This window comes from Pseudomonas sp. FSL R10-2189 (assembly GCF_009600325.1).
Taxonomy (GTDB): domain Bacteria; phylum Pseudomonadota; class Gammaproteobacteria; order Pseudomonadales; family Pseudomonadaceae; genus Aquipseudomonas; species Aquipseudomonas helleri.
The window spans coordinates 155,683-175,859 of record NZ_WIVZ01000002.1; the positions used below are offsets into that span (position 1 = coordinate 155,683).

Annotated in this window: 19 protein-coding genes; 13 read left to right on the forward strand and 6 right to left on the reverse strand. The window is 59.4% G+C overall.

Annotation, left to right across the window (positions count from 1 at the left end; all coding sequences use genetic code 11):
* Positions 1-69: 69 nt before the first annotated feature.
* Positions 70-975, reverse strand: a complete 906-nt coding sequence (rimK, locus tag GHO32_RS02730; protein WP_048366762.1) for a 30S ribosomal protein S6--L-glutamate ligase — start codon at positions 973-975, stop codon at positions 70-72.
* Positions 972-1,421: an ATP-dependent zinc protease gene (locus tag GHO32_RS02735; protein WP_178113834.1), complete on the reverse strand. Its 450-nt coding sequence runs from the start codon at positions 1,419-1,421 to the stop codon at positions 972-974. Before GHO32_RS02735 ends, rimK begins: the two co-directional genes overlap by 4 nt.
* 273 nt (positions 1,422-1,694) lie before the next feature.
* Here GHO32_RS02735 and GHO32_RS02740 point away from each other — a divergent pair, with 273 nt between their 5' ends.
* The 3 genes from GHO32_RS02740 to GHO32_RS02750 all read left to right on the forward strand — a co-directional run bounded on the left by GHO32_RS02740 (position 1,695) and on the right by GHO32_RS02750 (position 4,902).
* Positions 1,695-2,099, forward strand: a complete 405-nt coding sequence (locus GHO32_RS02740; protein WP_123751040.1) for an RNA-binding S4 domain-containing protein — start codon at positions 1,695-1,697, stop codon at positions 2,097-2,099.
* A 164-nt stretch (positions 2,100-2,263) separates the two neighbouring features.
* A complete protein-coding gene (hslO, locus tag GHO32_RS02745; protein ID WP_123751041.1) occupies positions 2,264-3,178 on the forward strand; it encodes an Hsp33 family molecular chaperone HslO in 915 nt (304 codons plus the stop codon).
* 179 nt (positions 3,179-3,357) lie between these two features.
* Positions 3,358-4,902, forward strand: a complete 1,545-nt coding sequence (locus tag GHO32_RS02750; protein WP_153334324.1) for a phosphoenolpyruvate carboxykinase — start codon at positions 3,358-3,360, stop codon at positions 4,900-4,902.
* 105 nt (positions 4,903-5,007) lie between these two features.
* On the opposite strand, the gene GHO32_RS02755 is transcribed toward GHO32_RS02750, so the two are convergent.
* Genes GHO32_RS02755 through GHO32_RS02765 form a run of 3 tightly spaced genes read right to left on the reverse strand, consistent with a single transcriptional unit; the run spans position 5,008 to position 5,891 of the window.
* The gene (locus tag GHO32_RS02755) at positions 5,008-5,358 is read right to left on the reverse strand and encodes a DUF1493 family protein (protein ID WP_153334326.1); all 351 of its coding nucleotides are present in this window, start codon (positions 5,356-5,358) and stop codon (positions 5,008-5,010) included.
* Between the two features lie 22 nt (positions 5,359-5,380).
* Positions 5,381-5,659: a BrnA antitoxin family protein gene (locus GHO32_RS02760; RefSeq protein WP_153334328.1), complete on the reverse strand. Its 279-nt coding sequence runs from the start codon at positions 5,657-5,659 to the stop codon at positions 5,381-5,383.
* Positions 5,619-5,891 (reverse strand): BrnT family toxin, encoded by a 273-nt coding sequence (locus GHO32_RS02765; protein WP_153334331.1) that lies wholly within the window; start codon positions 5,889-5,891, stop codon positions 5,619-5,621. The genes GHO32_RS02760 and GHO32_RS02765 overlap by 41 nt, the downstream gene beginning before the upstream one ends.
* A 202-nt stretch (positions 5,892-6,093) precedes the next feature.
* Between GHO32_RS02765 and GHO32_RS02770 the strand changes: the two genes are divergently transcribed.
* The gene (locus GHO32_RS02770) at positions 6,094-8,037 is read left to right on the forward strand and encodes an ATP-dependent DNA helicase RecQ (RefSeq protein WP_153334333.1); all 1,944 of its coding nucleotides are present in this window, start codon (positions 6,094-6,096) and stop codon (positions 8,035-8,037) included.
* A 92-nt stretch (positions 8,038-8,129) separates the two neighbouring features.
* Here GHO32_RS02770 and GHO32_RS02775 read toward each other — a convergent pair whose 3' ends face one another.
* Positions 8,130-9,497, reverse strand: coding sequence for a formimidoylglutamate deiminase (locus GHO32_RS02775; protein ID WP_153334335.1), 1,368 nt, complete (start codon positions 9,495-9,497; stop codon positions 8,130-8,132).
* Between the two features lie 145 nt (positions 9,498-9,642).
* On the opposite strand from GHO32_RS02775, the gene hutC reads away from it, so the two are divergent.
* The 9 genes from hutC (at position 9,643) to hutI (ending at position 20,171) form a co-directional block, all read left to right on the forward strand.
* The gene (gene hutC / locus GHO32_RS02780) at positions 9,643-10,353 is read left to right on the forward strand and encodes a histidine utilization repressor (protein ID WP_153328128.1); all 711 of its coding nucleotides are present in this window, start codon (positions 9,643-9,645) and stop codon (positions 10,351-10,353) included.
* Complete coding sequence (locus tag GHO32_RS02785; protein ID WP_153334337.1) at positions 10,350-10,922, forward strand: HutD family protein; 573 nt, start codon at positions 10,350-10,352, stop codon at positions 10,920-10,922. Before hutC ends, GHO32_RS02785 begins: the two co-directional genes overlap by 4 nt.
* Before the next feature lie 347 nt (positions 10,923-11,269).
* The gene (gene hutU, locus GHO32_RS02790; RefSeq protein WP_368668424.1) at positions 11,270-12,967 is read left to right on the forward strand and encodes a urocanate hydratase; all 1,698 of its coding nucleotides are present in this window, start codon (positions 11,270-11,272) and stop codon (positions 12,965-12,967) included.
* Between the two features lie 143 nt (positions 12,968-13,110).
* Positions 13,111-14,643: a histidine ammonia-lyase gene (gene hutH, locus GHO32_RS02795; protein WP_368668425.1), complete on the forward strand. Its 1,533-nt coding sequence runs from the start codon at positions 13,111-13,113 to the stop codon at positions 14,641-14,643.
* A gap of 45 nt (positions 14,644-14,688) precedes the next feature.
* Positions 14,689-15,657 carry an ABC transporter substrate-binding protein gene (locus tag GHO32_RS02800; protein ID WP_153334338.1) on the forward strand — a complete coding sequence of 323 codons (969 nt, stop codon included), beginning with the start codon at positions 14,689-14,691 and terminating at the stop codon, positions 15,655-15,657.
* 53 nt (positions 15,658-15,710) lie between these two features.
* On the forward strand, positions 15,711-16,562 hold the full coding sequence (locus tag GHO32_RS02805; protein ID WP_153334340.1) for a proline/glycine betaine ABC transporter permease: 852 nt from the start codon (positions 15,711-15,713) through the stop codon (positions 16,560-16,562).
* Positions 16,559-17,389: a glycine betaine/L-proline ABC transporter ATP-binding protein gene (locus GHO32_RS02810; RefSeq protein WP_371924522.1), complete on the forward strand. Its 831-nt coding sequence runs from the start codon at positions 16,559-16,561 to the stop codon at positions 17,387-17,389. The genes GHO32_RS02805 and GHO32_RS02810 overlap by 4 nt, the downstream gene beginning before the upstream one ends.
* 17 nt (positions 17,390-17,406) lie before the next feature.
* Positions 17,407-18,951, forward strand: coding sequence for a histidine ammonia-lyase (gene hutH / locus GHO32_RS02815; RefSeq protein ID WP_153334345.1), 1,545 nt, complete (start codon positions 17,407-17,409; stop codon positions 18,949-18,951).
* Between the two features lie 20 nt (positions 18,952-18,971).
* Positions 18,972-20,171: an imidazolonepropionase gene (gene hutI, locus GHO32_RS02820; protein ID WP_153334347.1), complete on the forward strand. Its 1,200-nt coding sequence runs from the start codon at positions 18,972-18,974 to the stop codon at positions 20,169-20,171.
* Positions 20,172-20,177: the final 6 nt, after the last annotated feature.

The following is a 20,177-nucleotide window of genomic DNA, read 5'->3' on the forward strand; positions in this document are numbered from 1 at the left end:
CTCGTCTCGCGATCTTTTGATCTGTTAAAAGATCGCGAGGCAAGCTCGCTCCTACACGTTTTGGGTGCGTTAACCTTTGCCTTTAGTCCGCGTCATGTTCGGGCCGCTGTTTTTTTCCAGATGCTCAATGATGATCCCCGCCACATTCTTGCCCGTGGTGGTTTCGATCCCTTCAAGCCCTGGCGATGAGTTGACCTCCAGCACCAGCGGGCCGTGGTTGGAGCGCAGAATATCGACACCCGCCACGCTCAACCCCATGACCTTGGCTGCACGAATGGCCGTCATGCGTTCTTCGGGGGTGATTTTGATCAGGCTGGCGCTGCCGCCACGGTGCAGGTTGGAGCGGAATTCGCCCGGCTTGGCCTGGCGCTTCATGGCGGCAATTACCTTGTCGCCCACTACGAAGCAACGGATATCGGCACCGCCCGCTTCCTTGATGTATTCCTGCACCATGATGTTTTGCTTGAGGCCCATAAAGGCTTCGATCACCGACTCGGCCGCCGTGGCGGTTTCACACAGCACCACGCCAATGCCTTGCGTGCCTTCCAGCACCTTGATCACCAGCGGTGCGCCGTTAACCATCTCGATCAAGTCCGGGATGTCATCCGGCGAGTGAGCAAAACCGGTCACCGGCAAGCCCAGGCCACGACGCGAGAGCAATTGCAGTGAGCGCAATTTGTCACGTGAACGGGCAATGGCCACCGACTCGTTGAGCGGGAACACGCCCATCATTTCGAACTGGCGCAACACCGCACAGCCGTAAAACGTCACGGATGCACCAATGCGCGGGATCACTGCATCAAAGCCTTCCAGCGGCTTGCCACGGTAATGGATCTGCGGCTTATGACTGGCAATGTTCATATAGGCGCGCAAGGTATCGATCACCACCATCTGATGGCCTCGTTCGGTCCCGGCCTCAACCAGGCGACGAGTGGAATACAGACGCGGGTTGCGCGACAGCACAGCGATCTTCATGCAGCACCTTTGGAGGAGGTAGTAGTCACCGGAAACACCGGCTTGTCTTGAACGTATTTTTGCCCTGGGTTAACGACCAATTGGCCGTCGACCAGTGCTTTTGAGCCCAGTAACAGGCGGTAGCGCATCGACTTGCGGCAAGCGAGGGTGAATTCGACTTGCCACACATGATCACCCAAGGCCAAGCCAGTGCGTATGACATAGCGCACCTGCGTGTGACCGTTTGAGCTTTTAATGGTTTTAATCGCCACTAACGGCGCTTCGCAGCGACGGTGGCGCAGTTGTACCAACGTGCCCAAATGGGCATTAAAACGTACCCACTCGACACCGTCGCGCTCAAAAGGCTCGATCTCAGTGGCGTGCAAGCTGGAGGTACTGGCGCCGGTGTCGATTTTTGCGCGCAAGCCGGCAACGCCCAAATCGGGCAGCGCCACCCACTCGCGCAGACCGACAACGGTCAAATGATCAAATGTCTTCAATATAAGTAACCAGCGATTAACGTATTCAGGTTGCAGGAAGGGCCCTGCAGGTCACACATGAAAGCCAACAGGCGGTATTCACGCAGAATAGCTGGCAAATGGCGACAGTTTTCCTACGGGGGATGCAATGCAGTGTTTGAGCTGCAGTGTTGGCCGATGAGCATTCTATCGGGCGTATTCCTTCCTTGGTTCATCAAAAGTAGTAGTACAGTTCTGTGAATTTAAATGAAGGGGCTTCCAATGGCGCAGAAACAGGAAGAGGACGACAAAGTCCGGCTGGACAAATGGCTGTGGGCCGCACGCTTCTATAAAACCCGGGCGTTGGCCAAGGCGGCCATTGAAAGTGGCAAGGTTCACTGCCGTGGCGAGCGTTGCAAACCCAGCAAAGAGCCGCGTGTGGGTGATGAGTTGCAGATCCGGGTAGGGCTTGAAGAGCGCACCGTTGAAGTCAAAGCCTTGTCAGTCGTACGTCGTGGCGCCCCGGAGGCGCAAACGCTGTATGCCGAAACCGAACAAAGCATCGCCAAGCGCGAAAACGCGGCCGCGCTGCGCAAGGCCGGGGCGATGGGGATCAGTACTGATGGCAAGCCGACCAAAAAACAACGTCGCCAACTGCACCAGCTGCATGACGTGAGCGATTTGTAACAGCGGCAACGGCGGGTACGCTGTGGGCTGCCATTGCTTTGCCGTGCGTCGTGTCTGTGCAGACATGACTTGTAACTGCGCAGGTGAAACGCCATATAGGGTTATTAGCCAGCGGCCTGTTAAAGCCCCACCTACATTAAGTAACTATTCAGAACTCTATTCTTATGTCCGATCTACTTAAAAACGACCTTCAAAAAGACGCCACCCAACGCTTTATGTTTGACACCTGCGATGCCCGTGGCGAGCTGGTTTCGCTGGAGCACAGCTACGCAGAAGTGTTGGCCAAACATAACTACCCAGCACCGGTCCAGCAATTGCTGGGCGAGTTGATGGCGGCAGCGGCGTTGCTGGTGGGTAACCAGAAAAATGACGGTTTGCTGAGCCTGCAAGCACGTTCCGAAGGCCCGGTGCCACTGTTGACCATCGAGTGCACTAGCGAGCGCGAAATCCGTGGCCTGGCCCGTTTTGATCCTGAGCAGATTGCCCCGGATGCCACCTTGGCCGACCTGCTGCCAGACGGCCTGCTGGCCATTACCGTAGTGCCCAAAGTGGGCGAGCGCTCCCAGGGTTTTGTGGACCTGGATGGCGACACGCTGGCGGATTGCTTCACCAATTACTTCGTCATGTCTCAGCAAGTGCCTACGCGCTTCTGGCTGAAAGCGGATGGCCTGCGTGCACGTGGCATGTTCTTGCAGCAACTGCCGGTCGACGTGATCGATGACGAAGACGAGCGTGCCGATAAGTGGAAAGAACTGCTGATGCTGGGCGATACGCTCAAGGCTGAGGAGCTGATGGGGCTGGACAACGAAACCATCCTGCACCGTCTGTACCACGAAGAAACCGTGCGCGTGTTCGACTCAGAAGCACTTGAGTTCAAATGCAGCTGCTCGCGTGAGCGTTCAGGCAATGCATTGACCAGCCTGGGCCATGAAGATGCGCTCAATCTGGTGGCCGAACACGGTGGTCATATCGAGATCGATTGCCAGTTTTGTAACGCTCAATACCTGTTCGATGCGGCCGATGTGGATCAATTATTCTCCGGCGCGGGTGTTCAGTCGCCTTCCAATACTCATCACTAAAACGTTTCAGCGCAGGTGAAACACCTGTCAATTACCGTTCTTGCGCGGTTCTGACAGGTGGGCCCTACTCTTTTTGGCCATTTCTGGCATAATCCGGCCCACTTTTTTCGCGGTAGTAGTGCAACTATTTCTACTACAAAACGTTTGGCGCACTCGGCCAATGGCCGACGGGGAACCTCATGACGCAAGCTAATAACGCCGTGCACATCGATCTGAGCATCGACGATCTGGTAAAAGAAGCCCTGAACCGTGGTGAAGGCGAGCTTGCCGACAGCGGTGCACTGGTTGTTCGTACCGGCCATCGCACGGGTCGTTCACCTGCTGACCGCTTCATTGTTGAAGAACCGACTACTCAGGACGCAATCGCCTGGGGCCCGATCAACCGCAAGTTCCCAGCCGACAAGTTTGACGCGCTGTGGGACCGTGTTTCGGCTTACGTGGCTGAGCGTGAGCGTTTCGTTTCTCACGTTCATGTAGGCTCTGATCCGGCGCACTACCTGCCCGTCAAAATGACTACCGAAACCGCGTGGCACAACCTGTTTGGCCGTTGCCTGTTCATCAACCCGGAACAGTACAACCCGGCGGGCAAAGACGAGTGGCAAATCATCAACGCACCGAACTTCGTGTGCGAGCCAGAGCGTGATGGCACCAACTCCGACGGTTGCGTGATCATCAACTTTGCAGCCAAAAAAGTGCTGATCGCAGGCATGCGTTACGCCGGCGAAATGAAAAAAGCCCTGTTCTCGGTTCAAAACTTCCTGCTGCCAGCAGTCGACGTTCTGCCGATGCACTGTGCGGCCAACATGGGCGAAGAGGGCGACGTGACCCTGTTCTTCGGCCTGTCGGGCACCGGTAAAACCACCCTGTCGGCTGACGAAAGCCGTTACCTGATCGGTGACGACGAACACGGCTGGGGCGTGGGCGTGGTGTTCAACATCGAAGGCGGTTGCTATGCCAAGTGCATCGACCTGTCCGAGAAAAACGAGCCGGTGATCTGGAAAGCCATCCAGCACGGCGCGGTACTGGAAAACGTTGTTATTGATCCAGTCACCAAAAAAGCGGACTACGCAGACGACAGCCTGACGCAAAACAGCCGTGCTGCTTACCCGCGTGAACTGATCGAAAAACGCGCACCGAAAAACCTCGGTGGCGAGCCAAACGCTGTGATCTTCCTGACCTGCGACCTGACCGGCGTACTGCCACCGGTGTCGATCCTCAGCGAAGAACAAGCGGCTTACCACTTCCTGTCGGGTTACACCGCACTGGTAGGTTCGACTGAAATGGGTTCGGGCAGCGGCATCAAGTCGACCTTCTCGACGTGCTTCGGCGCGCCATTCTTCCCACGTCCTGCTGGCGAATACGCAGAGCTGCTGATCAAGCGCATCCGCGGTTTCGGCTCCAAGGTTTACCTGGTTAACACCGGTTGGACTGGCGGCGGCTACGGCGTTGGCAAGCGCTTCAACATCCCGACCACCCGTGGCGTGATTGCAGCGATCCAGAGCGGTGCTCTGATCGGCGCAGAAACCGAGCACCTGGACACCATCAACCTCGACGTGCCATTGGCCGTACCGGGTGTTGACACTGCCCTGCTGAACCCACGTAACACCTGGGCTGACAAAGCGGCCTACGACGAAGCGGCCAAAGCTCTGGCTGGCTTGTTCGTTGAGAACTTCAAGAAGTTCGACGTCAGCGACGCGATCAAAGCTGCTGGCCCGAAGCTGTAAGCATCGGTTAGCGCATTGATCTACAAAAAAACCGCCTGAAAGGGCGGTTTTTTTGTGCCTGAAGATCCAAAGATCGCGAGACAAGCTCGCTCCTACAGGTTCAGTTCAGGCTTCCAGGGCTTGTGTGTCCCAATGCCCGAGTGTGATGGCGTCATACAGCATGCCAATGGTCAGCGGCACCTTGTTGCCCCGGCCTTTGGCGTTGCGCTTGAAATGCGGGTCGTTGCCCGCCGGGTGGAAATAGCGATACGCATCGTAATCGGTCAGTTCCAGCCCGAAGCGCTCCTCAAGGGTTTCCATCAAATGCTGGGCATCGCTGCCATTACAACCCAGGTCGAGGTTGATCGAGGTCTTGAGGCTGATGGTCTTGTGCTCGGGCAGGCCGATTTCTTCATGCAGCAACTGCATCAGCTCGCGCAGGGCTGGTGTGTCGGGGAGAGTGCTGGCGAGTTTCATGATGGATAGTCCGTAAATTGGCTCAAGACAGCTCTTCAGGCGAGTGGTTTTTCAGCCAGTCAGCCAATGCTGCATTCATCCGCGTTTGCCAACCGGGCCCGGAAGCCTTGAATTTATCCACTACCTCTGGCGCAAGCCGAATAGTGATGCGTGTAAGCACTTTTTCAGCTTTGGGTCTTCCGCGTTTGACCAGATGCGGGCCTTTAAACTCATCGGCAATTTCAAAAAACTCGTCCGTCAGTTCAGGCGCATCATCGGGATCAACCCAGTCGATGTGCGTAGAGTGCTTGTTCGCGCTCATTGGCTTTCCTCATGGAAATAATACGGCGGTCCGCGCCGCGCGGTGTCCAGACCAAAACAACCATGCGGCCTTGTAACAAGCCGACGCTGATAAATCTGACTTCTCCGTAGTTTTGTCGTAGGTCCTCAGCCGTTAAGTGGCAACCCGCAAAAACGGTTGCTGCATCGGCGAAATCGAGTCCCCGCTCAATCAACGTTTTGTTGCGCTTAGCGATGTCGTAGGTTATTTGCATGGATTTATCGTATGCACAATAAATCATACTTGCAAAATTCAGGTGTTGCCAAATTTTGCCCTCGCTTCAGACGGAGGGTATTCAAAGCTGCTTGCCACTACCCTGTATCATCCCCTCTCAATTTGCCCCCGACCTTTTCTCGATTCGCCGCAAACCCTGCGCTACGGTTCAGGACTCTGCGGCGGTCAATGGAGTGACAGCGATGTACAACACCCTGGAACAGGTTTTCGGTTATCCACAGTTTCGCGCAGGCCAAGAGGCGGCGATCAGTGCGGTGCTGGCCGGGCGTTCGGCGGCGGCGATTTTTCCGACGGGGTCGGGCAAGTCGTTGTGTTATCAGTTGCCTGCAGTGTTGCTGCCGCATCTGACGCTGGTGGTGTCGCCGCTGCTGGCGCTGATGCAGGATCAGTTGGCGTTTTTGCAACGTCATGGCATTGCGGCTGCCAGTATCGATTCGGTGCAAAGCCGCGATGAGGCCAGCGCTGTCATGGCGCGGGCCAAGGCGGGGGAGTTGAAGATTTTGATGGTGTCGGTTGAGCGCCTGAAGAACGAGCGCTTCCGACACTTTTTGCAGCAGGTGCCTATTTCATTACTGGTGGTGGACGAGGCGCACTGTATTTCTGAGTGGGGGCATAACTTTCGCCCGGATTACTTGAAGCTGCCGGACTACCAGCACCAGTTCAATATCCCGCAAGCCTTATTGCTGACGGCCACGGCTACGCCCGCTGTGATCGCTGACATGCAGCGCAAATTTGCGATTGCCGAGTCGGATGTCGTCACCACCGGTTTTTATCGCGCCAACCTGGATTTGTGGGTCGAGCCCGTCACCGGCACGGCCAAGCGTCAGCGCTTGGTGCAGTGGATGGGCGAGCGTCCAGGCCAGCCAAGCATTGTGTACGTGACGCTGCAAAAAACTGCCGAGCAGATCGCCCAACACCTGAGCCAACACGGGATCAGCGCCAACGCTTACCACGCAGGCTTGCCCCACGAGCAACGGGAAAGCATCCAGCGCCAGTTCATGGCGGGCCAACTCAATTGCATCGTTGCGACCATCGCCTTCGGCATGGGCATCGACAAAAGTGACATCCGCAACGTGGTGCATTTTGACCTGCCCAAGTCGATTGAAAACTACAGCCAGGAAATCGGCCGCGCCGGTCGCGATGGCGCAACGTCCGAGTGTCTGGTCCTGGCCAATCGCGACAGCCTCAATGTCCTGGAAAACTTTGTGTATGGTGACACGCCAGAGCTGCAAGGCATTCGCTGTGTGCTGGAAGAACTGAGTGCCGCGATTGCCGAAGGGCAATGGGAGTTCATGCTGACGCCGCTGTCGGACCAGAGCAACATCCGCCAGTTACCCCTCAAAACCCTCTTGGTGCAGCTGGAACTGCGCGGCCTGATTGCCCCGCGTTACGCCTATTTTGCCGAGTACCGCTTCAAGTTCTTGATCGAGCCCGACGCCTTGCTGGCCAAGTTCGAAGGCGAGCGCCAACAGTTTGTAGCGGCGATTATCCAGACCTCCAGCCGTGCCCGAACCTGGGCAACGGTGAACTTTGACACCCTGTACGAACAGCATCAGGCGGACCGCAATCGAGTGGTCAAGGCACTGGATTACTTTCAGGAAAAGGGCTGGATCGAGCTTGAAAGCAAGCAGATGACAGAGGTCTATAACGTGCTGGTGACTGAGGTGGATGCACAGGCGCTGAGCCTTGAATTGCATCAGTACTTCACCGCCCATGAGCGTAGTGAAATTGCGCGCATTCACGCAATGTTGGCGCTGTTCTCCAGTGACACCTGCCTGAGTCATCGACTGGCGCAGTACTTTGGCGATGAGCAGGCGCCGCAGCAGTGCGGGCATTGTTCTGTGTGTGCGGGGCAGATTGCGCGCTTGCCCGATCCGCCCGCGCTGGCGCCGCTTGTGGATAAAAACTTTGAAGCGCTGTGCGGTGCTTTTATCCACAAGCATCAGGAGTACGCAGGCAGTTATCCACCGGCAGAACGTGTGACCCGGTTTTTGTGCGGCATCAGTGTGCCGTTATTCACCAAGATCAAAGCGCGTTCGATTGCAGGTTTTGCCGCCCTGGAAAACTACCCCTACGCCGACGTACGCCACTGGGCCGAACACCACCTGGCAGATGAGTGGATTTGAACCGGTGGGAGCGGGCTTGCTCGCGATAGCATCGACGCGGTGTACCTGATACACCGAGTCGTCTGAATCGCGAGCAAGCCCGCTCCCACACTTTATTCCCCCAGAAGTTCTTTCAACACGCGAGTGAAGTCCCGGCTGCTCACGTCTTCATCTGCATGGCGCCCGTCACGCACCACCCATTGGCCGTTCACCACCACGTCACGGACCTGCCGATCGCCGCCGGCAAACAACCAGCGGTTGAGAATCCCGTCTTCCTGCGCCGTCGCCAGATACGGGTCGTTGCCGTCGAGTACCAGCCAGTCAGCCCGCTGGCCCACGGCCAATCCGGCCACTGGCTGGCCCATCGCTTGCGCACCACCCGCCACGGCCGCGTCGTAGAGGGTGCGCCCGACCATCGGCTGGTCGCTGCGGTACAGGCGGTTGCGCCGTTGGTCGCGTAAACGCTGGCCGTATTCCAGCCAGCGCAACTCTTCAACCACGCTCAACGACACATGGCTGTCAGAGCCAATGCCCATGCGGCCGTTTTGCGCGAGGTAGTCCACTGCCGGGAAAATACCGTCGCCCAGGTTGGCTTCTGTGGTCAGGCATAGCCCGGCCACGGCCTGACTGTGCGCCATAAGGCGCACCTCATCAGGGGTCGCGTGGGTGGCATGCACCAGACACCAGCGCGCGTCGACTTCAACGTTGTCATACAGCCATTGGATTGGGCGTTTGCCGCTCCAGCTCAGGCAGTCATCGACTTCCTTTTGCTGCTCGGCGATGTGGATATGCACCGGGCACGCCGTGTCGCTGGCGCGCAGCACGTCGTGTAGTTGTTCGGGGGTGACCGCCCGCAGCGAGTGGAAACACAGGCCCAGTTGTTGCGCCGGTTGTTGCGCCAACAGGGGCTTTAACTGTTGCTGCAACGTCAGGTACTGCTCGGTGCTGTTGATAAAACGGCGCTGGCCATCGTTAGGCGCCTGGCCGCCAAAACCGGAATGGCTGTACAGAACCGGCAGCAACGTCAGGCCTATGCCGGTGGAGCGCGCCGCTTCACTGATGCGCAGCGCCAACTCGGCCGGGTTGGCGTAAGGCTGGCCCGACAGGTCGTGGTGCACGTAATGGAATTCCGCCACCGAGGTGTACCCGGCCTTGAGCATTTCGATGTACAACTGGCGGGCGATGACGCCCAATTGCTCGGGGCTGATTTTGCCGACCAGCCGGTACATCAGGTCGCGCCAGGTCCAGAAGCTGTCGTTGGGGTTGCCCGCCACTTCGGCCAAACCGGCCATGGCCCGCTGAAACGCATGGGAGTGCAGATTCGGCATGCCCGGTAACACCGGGCCGTTCAAGCGTTGTGCGCCTTGGGCGTCGGCATTGGCTTGAATACGGGTCAGAAAGCCGTCGGCCCCGACCTCGATGCGGACATGAGTAGCCCAGCCTGTGGGTAGCAGCGCACGTTCGGCGAAGAAGACGGACATCGGTTGAGCACCCCATCGTGGAAATTTGTATATACATATACAGACGTTTGCCTGCCCGGTAAACTCCGGCAAGCTACGCCCCTTAACTCATGAACAAGGATTGCCTGTGTCGACTCCGCCTGTCGTGCCCCCGCTGGCCGCCCACATGGGCGACAGTCCAGCCCCGCTTTACGCTCGCGTAAAACAGATGATCACTCAGCAAATCGAGAGCGGTAACTGGCCGCCGCATTACCGCGTGCCGTCTGAAAGCGAGCTGGTCAGCCAACTGGGCTTCAGCCGCATGACCATTAATCGGGCGCTGCGCGAAATGACCGCAGACGGCCTGCTGGTGCGCATGCAGGGTGTTGGCACCTTCGTGGCCGAGCCAAAAACGCAATCCGCGCTGTTTGAAGTCAACAACATTGCCGACGAAATCGCCGCCCGTGGCCATAAGCACACCTGCAAAGTGATCAGCCTGGCCGAAGAACTGGCCGGCTCCGAGCGCGCCGCCGTCCTCGACATGCGTGAAGGGCAGAAAGTGTTTCATTCGTTGATCGTGCATTACGAAAACGGTATTCCCGTGCAAATTGAGGACCGTTTCGTCAACGCACTCGTCGCCCCGGACTACCTCAAGCAAGACTTCACTCGGCAAACGCCTTACGCCTATCTGTCGCAGGTCGCACCGCTGACCGAAGGTGAGCACGTGGTCGAAGCGATTTTGGCTGACCCCAAAGAGTGCAAGCTGCTGCAAATTGAAGCCAGCGAGCCGTGCCTGCTGATCCGCCGCCGAACGTGGTCGGGCCGCCAGCCAGTGACTGCCGCTCGTCTGATCCACCCCGGCTCCCGTCATCGCCTGGAAGGACGTTTCAGCAAATGAGTGAACTCACCGTTTTACGCGCCGCCGATTACCCGCGCATGCCGTGGAAAAACGGCGGCGGCAGCACAGAAGAAATCACCCGCGATGCCGGTGAAGGCCTTGATGGCTTCGGCTGGCGCTTGTCGATTGCCGACATTGGCGAGTCGGGTAGCTTTTCGCGTTTCGACGGCTACCAGCGAGTCATCACCGTGCTGCAAGGCGCGGGTATGCACCTGCAGGTGGACGGCGAGCAGAGCCGGGCGTTGTTACCGTTCGATGCCTTTGCTTTTAAAGGTGACAGCGAGGTCAGTTGCCGCTTGATCGACGGGCCGATCCGCGACTTCAACCTGATCTATGCCCCGCAGCGTTACAGCGCCCGCCTGCAATGGCTGCAAGGCGGTAGCCGCTTGTTCACCCCGGCGCAGACCGTGCTGGTATTCGCTGCTGATGACCACGTTGACGTGCGTGTGGGTAACACGCGGCACGAACAACTGGGCCGCTACGATTGCCTGCAACTGAGCGGCAATCGTGAGCTGCTTGAGATCGCCATCACCGGCCGCAGCTGCGTGATTGAGTTGAATAGGGTCTGAAAATGTGGGAGCGGGCTTGCTCGCGATAGCATCACTGCGATGTGCCTGATACACGGCGTTGTTTGCATCGCGAGCAAGCCCGCTCCCACAAGTCGAGTTAAGCCACGCCCCATCTTGTTACCTAACGCCCCAAAAAGACGCAAAACGCCCTTCAAGTAACATTCCTTTACTCTCCCTTCTGCATGTTCACGCAAACCTTGTGCATGCCTCAGCGCCTTTGTTTTCGGGTCTTTCAACCCATGTCGCGATGTTTTAATTGACAGCAAAGTCACGTTGGCCGCTTACTTGCATATGCTTGTATGTACAAGTACATAAGTGTTCACCTGCCTAGCACTGAGGAGTTACCCGTGACTTCAACTACCCCTAAATCGCCTGTTGCGTTCACCCGTCACCGCGAAGGTGAGATCCGCGCCGCCCGTGGCACTCAGCTCACGGCTAAAAGCTGGATGACTGAAGCGCCACTGCGGATGCTGATGAACAACCTTGATCCACAGGTGGCTGAAAACCCGACCGAGCTGGTGGTGTATGGCGGTATTGGTCGTGCGGCGCGTAACTGGGAGTGCTACGACAAAATCGTCGAAAGTCTGACCAACCTCAATGACGACGAAACCCTGCTGGTGCAATCGGGCAAGCCAGTCGGCGTGTTCAAAACCCACAGCAACGCACCACGGGTACTGATCGCCAACTCCAACCTGGTGCCGCATTGGGCCACGTGGGAACACTTCAACGAACTCGACGCCAAAGGCCTGGCCATGTACGGCCAGATGACTGCCGGTAGCTGGATCTACATCGGCAGCCAGGGCATCGTCCAAGGCACCTACGAAACCTTCGTTGAGGCTGGTCGTCAGCATTACAACGGCAGCCTGGTCGGCAAATGGGTGCTCACCGCAGGTTTGGGCGGCATGGGCGGCGCACAACCGCTGGCTGCGACCCTGGCGGGCGCGTGCTCACTGAACATCGAATGCCAGCAGAGCCGTATCGACTTCCGCCTGGCCACGCGCTACGTCGACGAGCAAGCCGCCGATCTGGATGACGCCCTGGCCCGCATCGCCAAATACACCGCCGAAGGCAAGGCGATTTCTATCGCGCTGTGCGGTAACGCCGCTGAACTGCTGCCAGAAATGGTGCGCCGTGGCATCCGCCCGGACATGGTCACCGACCAGACCAGCGCCCACGACCCACTCAATGGCTACCTGCCAAAAGGCTGGACCTGGGAGCAGTACCGCGACCGCGCCGTGACCGATCCGGCGGGCGTCGTCAAAGCCGCCAAAGCTTCAATGGGTGAACACGTAGAAGCCATGCTGGCGTTCCAGAAAGCCGGCATTCCGACCTTCGACTACGGCAACAACATCCGCCAGATGGCCAAAGAAGTGGGCGTTGAAAAGGCGTTCGACTTCCCGGGCTTTGTTCCGGCGTACATCCGCCCACTGTTCTGCCGTGGCATTGGCCCGTTCCGTTGGGCTGCGCTGTCGGGCGATGCAGAAGACATCTACAAAACCGACGCCAAGGTCAAAGAACTGATCCCTGACGACGACCACCTGCACAACTGGCTGGACATGGCCCGCGAGCGCATCAGCTTCCAGGGTTTGCCTGCGCGCATTTGCTGGGTTGGCCTGGGCCAGCGCGCCAAGTTGGGCCTGGCGTTCAACGAAATGGTGCGCAGCGGTGAGCTGAAAGCGCCGATCGTGATTGGCCGCGACCACCTGGACTCAGGTTCGGTGTCCAGCCCGAACCGTGAAACCGAATCGATGCAAGACGGTTCGGACGCCGTCTCTGACTGGCCGCTGCTCAATGCCTTGCTCAACACCGCGAGCGGCGCGACCTGGGTATCGCTGCACCACGGTGGCGGCGTTGGCATGGGCTTCTCGCAGCACTCGGGCATGGTGATTGTGTGTGACGGCACCGACGAAGCGGCCGAGCGCATCGCCCGTGTGCTGCACAACGACCCGGCGACCGGTGTGATGCGCCATGCGGATGCGGGTTACCAGATCGCCATCGACTGCGCCAACGAACAGGGCCTGAACCTGCCGATGGTCAACGGCTAAGCCCAGAGGGTGCATATCCCTTGTGGGAGCGGGCTTGCTCGCGATGCAGGTTGTGATGCATTCGCGAGCAAGCCCGCTCCCACGGAGTGCATACACTCAACGCAGTGATTAACGGCCCGGACCCTTTTCCAAGGAGCATCAATGTGAACCGTTTAAACCTGATCCCCGGCCAATTGAGCCTTGCCCAACTGCGTGACATTTATCAGCAGCCGGTGAGCCTCAGCCTGGACGACAGCGCTAGCGCGCAGATTGATGCCAGCGTGGCGTGTGTGGAGCAGATCCTTGCCGAGCACCGCACCATTTACGGCATCAACACCGGTTTTGGTTTGCTGGCGTCGACAAAAATTGCCAGCGAAGACCTGGAAAACCTCCAGCGTTCTCTGGTGCTGTCCCATGCTGCGGGTGTCGGTGAGCCGCTCAGCGATGACCTGGTACGCCTGATCATGGTGCTCAAGGTCAACAGCCTGAGCCGTGGCTTTTCGGGGATCCGCCGGGTGGTGATCGATGCCCTGATCGCGCTGATCAATGCCCAGGTCTACCCGCATATTCCGCTCAAGGGCTCGGTTGGCGCTTCGGGCGATTTGGCGCCGTTGGCGCACATGTCGCTGGTGCTGTTGGGGGAGGGCAAGGCGCGTTACAACGGTGAATGGCTGGAGGCTGGCGCCGCGCTGAAACAGGCGGGCCTCACGCCGCTGACCCTGGCGGCCAAAGAAGGCCTGGCCTTGCTCAATGGCACGCAGGTGTCGACTGCCTTTGCCCTGCGCGGGCTGTTTGAAGCCGAAGACCTGTTTGCCGCCGCCATTGCCTGCGGCAGCCTCACGGTTGAAGCGGTGCTGGGCTCGCGCTCACCCTTTGATGCGCGCATCCATGCCGCGCGCGGCCAGCGTGGGCAAATCGATGCTGCCGCGCTGTACCGCGACCTGCTGGGTACGAGCAGCGAAGTGTCCGAATCACACAAAAATTGCGACAAGGTTCAAGACCCGTATTCCCTGCGTTGCCAGCCACAAGTGATGGGCGCCTGCCTGACGCAATTGCGTCAGGCGGCCGAGGTGCTGGGCATTGAGGCCAACGCCGTGTCGGATAACCCGCTGGTGTTTGCCGAACAGGGCGATGTGATCTCTGGCGGCAACTTCCACGCCGAGCCGGTCGCCATGGCCGCCGACAACATGGCCTTGGCCATTGCTGAAATCGGTGCCCTGAGCGAGCGGCGCATCTCGTTGATGATGGACAAACACATGTCGCAGTTGCCGCCGTTTCTGGTGGCCAACGGCGGCGTCAACTCAGGCTTCATGATTGCCCAAGTGACCGCGGCCGCGTTGGCCAGCGAGAACAAGGCGCTGGCGCACCCGCACAGCGTCGACAGCATTCCCACCTCGGCCAACCAGGAAGACCACGTGTCGATGGCCCCGGCGGCGGGCAAGCGCTTGTGGGACATGGCCGAAAACGTTCGCGGCGTGCTCGCCGTGGAATGGCTGGCCGCGTGCCAGGGCCTGGACCTGCGCACTGGCCTCAAAACCTCCCCCAAACTCGAAATCGCCCGCACCACCCTGCGCAGCAAAGTGGCGTTTTATGAAAAAGACCGCTTCTTCGCGCCCGACATCGACGCCGCCCAGCAGTTACTGGCGTCGCGGTGCCTCAATGAACTGATCGTGCGCCAGACCCTGCCCAGTTTGTAGGCGTCGATGACCCCATTGGCCATTAATGATTAGGAGTGTCACACAATGAAAATCTACAAGACTCTGCTGACTCCATTACTTTCCCTCAGCGTGTTGGTTGCTGCAGGCACCGCCCAGGCGGCCACCTGGTGTGAATCCGGCAAACCGGTGAAATTTGCCGGGCTCAACTGGGAGAGCGGCATGCTCTTCACCGACCTGATGCAGTTCGTGCTGGAAAAAGGCTACGGCTGTAAAACCGACAGCTTGCCGGGCAACTCCATCGCCATGGAAAACGCCCTGAGCAGCAACGACATTCAAGTGTTTGCCGAAGAGTGGGTGGGCCGCAGCAACGTCTGGGTCAAGGCCGAGAAGGCTGGCAAGGTGGTGGGCGTCGGCGCTCCGGTGGTGGGCGCAGTCGAAGGTTGGTACGTGCCGCGCTACGTGATCGAAGGCGATGAGAGCCGCAAGATCAAAGCCAGTGCACCGAACCTCAAGTCGATCGCCGATTTGGCCCAGTACGCCTCGGTGTTCAAAGACCAGGAAGAACCGAGCAAGGGCCGCTTCTACAACTGCCCGGCGGGCTGGACCTGTGAGCTGGACAACAGCGCCATGCTCAAGGAGTACGGCCTGGACAACAGCTACACCAACTTCCGTCCCGGCACCGGCCCGGCCCTCGATGCGGCCGTGCTGTCGAGCTACCGCCGTGGCGAGCCGATCCTGTTTTACTACTGGTCGCCAACCCCGCTGCTGGGCAGCGTTGACCTGGTCAAGCTGGACGAGAAACCCGGTGTCGACAAGCACGTAGACATCAAAGTGGGCGTCTCCAAAACCTTCAGCGAGCAAGCACCGGAACTGGTCGCGGTGCTGGAGAAGGTCAATCTGCCGATTGATCTGCTTAACCAGAACCTGGCCCGCATGAGCAAAGAACGCATCGATTCGGCAACACTGGCCAAGCTGTTCCTCAAGGAACACCCGGAAGTCTGGCATGCCTGGGTCGATGAAGACGCTGCCAAAAAAATCGAAGCGGCGCTATGAAAGCGGACGCTGTAGCTGTGGATAACGTCCCTTTCATTTGATCGAGAGTCTTTATGTTTCCTGAACGTTTTACATTCTCTGTAGCGGACTGGGTCAACGGCTGGGTTGACGCGCTGGTGACCAACTATGGCGATGTGTTCCGGCATATTTCCGATACCTTGCTGTGGGCCATCGTCAACCTCGAAACCGTGCTGCGCATGGCGCCGTGGTGGCTGGTGCTGGCCATCGTTGCGGGCATTACCTGGCACGCAACACGCAAGGCAACGACCACGGCGGTGATTGTCGGCTTGCTGTTTTTGGTGGGTGCCGTGGGCTTGTGGGACAAGCTGATGCAAACCTTGGCATTGATGCTGGTGGCTACCATGATTTCGGTGCTCATCGGCATCCCGCTGGGCATTCTGGCGGCGCGCAGCAATCGCTTGCGCGCAGTGCTGATGCCGGTGCTCGACATCATGCAAACCATGCCCAGCTTCGTGTATTTGATCCCGGTGCTGATGCTGTTTGGTTTGGGCAAAGTGCCGGCGATTTTCGCTACCGTGATCTACGCTGCGCCGCCGCTGATTCGCCTGACTGACCTGGGCATTCGCCAGGTCGACGGTGAAGTCATGGAAGCCATCAACGCCTTTGGCGCCAACCGCTGGCAGCAACTGTTCGGCGTGCAACTGCCGCTGGCGATGCCGAGCATCATGGCTGGTATCAACCAGACCACGATGATGGCGCTGTCGATGGTGGTGATCGCTTCGATGATTGGCGCCCGTGGCTTGGGCGAGGACGTGCTGGTGGGCATTCAAACGCTCAACGTCGGCAAAGGGCTGGAGGCCGGGCTGGCAATCGTGATTCTGGCGGTGGTGATCGACCGCATTACCCAGGCGTATGGCCGCCCACGGCATGAGATGAGCAAATGAACATGACCACGCCTTCCAAAATTGAAGTCAAAAACGTGTTTAAGATTTTTGGCAACCGCTCCAAAGAAGCGCTGGCCTTGATTCAGCAGCACAAAACCAAAGACCAGGTACTGGCCCAGACCGGCTGCGTGGTGGGGGTCAATGACCTGTCGCTGAGCATCGGCACCGGTGAGATCTTCGTCATCATGGGGCTGTCGGGCTCGGGCAAATCGACCTTGGTGCGTCACTTCAACCGCCTGATCGACCCCACCAGCGGCGCAATCCTGGTGGACGGCCAGGACATCCTGCAATACGACATGGAAGCCCTGCGCCAATTTCGTCGCCACAAAATCAGCATGGTGTTCCAGAGCTTCGGTTTGTTGCCGCACAAGAGCGTGCTCGACAACGTGGCCTACGGCCTCAAAGTGCGCGGCGAAAGCAAAGCCCTGTGCGCCGAGCGCGCCTTGCACTGGATCAACACCGTGGGCCTCAAGGGCTACGAAAGCAAATACCCGCACCAACTGTCGGGCGGCATGCGCCAGCGTGTGGGGCTGGCCCGGGCCTTGGCCGCCGACACCGACATTATCTTGATGGACGAGGCGTTCAGTGCCCTCGACCCGTTGATCCGCGCCGAAATGCAGGACCAGTTGCTGGAGCTGCAAAAGACCCTGCACAAAACCATCGTGTTCATCACCCATGACCTCGATGAAGCGGTGCGTATCGGCAACCGGATTGCGATTCTCAAGGACGGGCGGCTGATTCAAGTGGGCACGCCCAAGGACATTCTTCATTCCCCGGCCGATGATTATGTGGACCGTTTTGTTCAACGCCGTGCCGTGGCCGTTTAGCGTTAGAAAGGTGAGCGATGAGTAACGTACAGAATGAAGCAACAGTGATCGACGCCGTGATCATCGACAACGCCCGCCTGCGCTGGCAAGACGTGGTCGCGGTTGCCCGGCATGGCGCGCGGCTGGAGCTGTCGGCGCAGGCCTGGGCGCGCATCGACAACGCGCAGGCCATCGTGCAGCGCATTGTCCAGAGCGGCGAACGTGCCTACGGCATCAACACCGGCCTGGGCGGTTTGAGCAACGTTTCGTTGCAGCACGAGCAACTCAGCGCCCTGTCACGCAACACCTTGCTCAGCCATGCCTGCGGCGTCGGCCCGGCACTGAGCAATGAACAGACCCGCGCGATCATTTGCGCGGCGGTCATTCAATACAGCCAGGGCAAATCCGGCCTGCACCGCCAGGTGGTCGAAGCACTACTGGCGCTGCTCAACCACCAGATCACCCCGCAAGTACCGTCCCAGGGTTCGGTGGGCTATTTGACCCACATGGCGCACATCGGCGTCGGCCTGCTGGGCGTGGGCGATGTCAGCTACCGTGGGCAGATCGTCCCCGCGCAGCAAGCGTTGGCCGCCGAAGGCTTGAGCCCGGTGCAATTGGGTGCCAAAGACGGCCTGTGCCTGGTCAATGGCACGCCGTGCATGACCGGCCTGAGCTGCCTGGCGCTGGCCGACGCCGCGCAGGTGTTGCAATGGGCCGATGTGACCGGCGCCATGAGTTTTGAAGCGCTGCGTGGCCAGATCGACGCCTTCGACCCTGAGATCCTCGCGCTCAAGCCCCACGCGGGCATGCAGCAGGTTGGCCGCCACGTGCGCCGCTTGCTGGCCGACAGCGAAGTCATCGCCAGCAGCAAAGGCGTGCGTACCCAGGACGCCCTGAGCTTGCGCTCCATCCCGCAGGTGCATGGCGCTGCACGGGACCAGTTCAATCACTCGGTGGTGCAGATCGAGACCGAGCTCAACTCGGTCAATGACAACCCGATGGTGCTGGGCACGCCCGACGCCTACCGGGTGGTCAGCCAGGCCAACCCGCACGGGCAGTCCGTTGCACTGGCCGCCGACGGGCTGGCCATCGCCATGGCCGAAATCGGTTCAATTGCCGAGCGCCGGCTCGACCGTCTGATCAACCCGCATGTCAGCGACCTGCCGGCATTTTTGGTCAGCCAGCCGGGCGTCAACTCGGGAATGATGATCACCCAGTACGTCGCCGCCTCGCTGTGCGCGCAAAACCGCCAGTTGGCGCAACCCGCCGTGCTCGACAACTACGTGACCTCGGCCCTGCAGGAAGACCACTTGAGCCTGGGCACCAATGCCGCGCTCAAGCTGTTGCAAGTGCTGGAGAACGCCACGCAGGTGCTTGCCATCGAGTACTTGCTGGCCGCGCAGGCGTTTGAGTTCCATCAGCCCAAGCACTTCGGTGCCGGTACCCAAGTGGCCTGGCGCTTACTGCGCGAACACGTAGCGCCTTACGATCAAGACCGCTGGCTGGCCCCTGACATTGCCAAGAGCGCGGCGATCCTCAAAGACCCGCGCGCGTTGCAGCCACTGGCCGCTTACCTGGCGTGAGTCATCAAGGGAGTGATGCAATGAAAACGCTTTGGCAACACTGCAATGCCGCGACCATGGCCAATGGCGCGTATTCAATCATCGAAGACGCCGCCATCGTGACCCGCGAGGGCTTCATTGAGTGGATCGGCCCGCGTCAGCAGGTCCCCGCTGGTGAATACGGCCACACCATCGGCCTGGACGGCGCGTGGGTCACGCCGGGGCTCATCGACTGCCACACCCACACGGTGTTTGGTGGCAACCGCAGTGGCGAGTTTGAGCAGCGTCTGCAAGGCGTGAGCTATGCCGAAATCGCCGCTGCCGGGGGCGGCATCGCCAGCACCGTGCGCGCCACCCGTGCCGCCAGCGAAGACGAGTTGTTCGCCAGCGCGCGTCAGCGGTTGCTGAATGTGCTGCGTGACGGTGTGACCACGGTCGAGATCAAGTCCGGTTATGGCCTGAGCCTGGAGAGCGAGCGCAAAATTTTGCGGGTGATTCGCCGTTTGGGCGAAGAATTGCCGGTGACGGTGCGTAGCACCTGTTTGGCGGCGCACGCTTTGCCGCCCGAGTACAAAGACCGGGCAGACGATTACATCGAGCACATTTGCGCGCACATGCTCCCCGCACTGGCCGCCGAAGGGCTGGTAGACGCGGTGGATGCGTTCTGCGAGTACCTGGCGTTCTCGCCGGAGCAAGTCGAGCGGGTGTTCAAGGTGGCGCAGCAACTGGGCTTGCCGGTCAAGCTGCATGCCGAGCAACTGTCGTCGCTGCATGGCTCAAGCCTGGCGGCGCGGTATCAGGCGTTGTCGGCGGACCATCTGGAATTCATGACCGAAGAAGACGCTGTTGCCATGGCTCAATCCGGGACCGTCGCCGTGCTGTTGCCGGGGGCGTTCTACTTTTTGCGCGAAACCCAGTTGCCACCCATGGAGGCCCTGCGCAAACACGGGGTAAAAATCGCCATCGCCAGCGACCTCAACCCCGGCACGTCGCCGGGCCTGTCGTTACGCTTGATGCTGAACATGGCCTGCACCCTGTTCCGCATGACCCCCGAAGAGGCGCTGGCAGGCGTGACTCAGCACGCCGCCACGGCCTTGGGCCTGGGCGACAGCCACGGCTCGCTGGAACCCGGCAAAGTGGCCGACTTCGTCGCCTGGAACATTGATCGCCCGGCAGACCTTGCGTACTGGTTGGGCGGGGATCTGGACAAACGCGTCGTGCGCAACGGCGTTGAGCTTTAGGAGAAC

Coding starts and splice junctions, on each gene's coding strand:
- hutI (WP_153334347.1), top strand. CDS start 18,972: ATGAAAACGCTTTGGCAACACTGCAATGCCGCGACCATGGCCAATGGC.
- GHO32_RS02785 (WP_153334337.1), top strand. CDS start 10,350: ATGAGTGAACTCACCGTTTTACGCGCCGCCGATTACCCGCGCATGCCG.
- GHO32_RS02775 (WP_153334335.1), bottom strand. CDS start 9,497: ATGTCCGTCTTCTTCGCCGAACGTGCGCTGCTACCCACAGGCTGGGCT.
- GHO32_RS02810 (WP_371924522.1), top strand. CDS start 16,559: ATGAACATGACCACGCCTTCCAAAATTGAAGTCAAAAACGTGTTTAAG.
- GHO32_RS02760 (WP_153334328.1), bottom strand. CDS start 5,659: ATGAGCGCGAACAAGCACTCTACGCACATCGACTGGGTTGATCCCGAT.
- hutH (WP_153334345.1), top strand. CDS start 17,407: ATGAGTAACGTACAGAATGAAGCAACAGTGATCGACGCCGTGATCATC.
- GHO32_RS02755 (WP_153334326.1), bottom strand. CDS start 5,358: ATGAAACTCGCCAGCACTCTCCCCGACACACCAGCCCTGCGCGAGCTG.
- hutC (WP_153328128.1), top strand. CDS start 9,643: ATGGGCGACAGTCCAGCCCCGCTTTACGCTCGCGTAAAACAGATGATC.
- hslO (WP_123751041.1), top strand. CDS start 2,264: ATGTCCGATCTACTTAAAAACGACCTTCAAAAAGACGCCACCCAACGC.
- GHO32_RS02765 (WP_153334331.1), bottom strand. CDS start 5,891: ATGCAAATAACCTACGACATCGCTAAGCGCAACAAAACGTTGATTGAG.
- GHO32_RS02750 (WP_153334324.1), top strand. CDS start 3,358: ATGACGCAAGCTAATAACGCCGTGCACATCGATCTGAGCATCGACGAT.
- GHO32_RS02740 (WP_123751040.1), top strand. CDS start 1,695: ATGGCGCAGAAACAGGAAGAGGACGACAAAGTCCGGCTGGACAAATGG.
- GHO32_RS02800 (WP_153334338.1), top strand. CDS start 14,689: ATGAAAATCTACAAGACTCTGCTGACTCCATTACTTTCCCTCAGCGTG.
- rimK (WP_048366762.1), bottom strand. CDS start 975: ATGAAGATCGCTGTGCTGTCGCGCAACCCGCGTCTGTATTCCACTCGT.
- GHO32_RS02805 (WP_153334340.1), top strand. CDS start 15,711: ATGTTTCCTGAACGTTTTACATTCTCTGTAGCGGACTGGGTCAACGGC.
- GHO32_RS02770 (WP_153334333.1), top strand. CDS start 6,094: ATGTACAACACCCTGGAACAGGTTTTCGGTTATCCACAGTTTCGCGCA.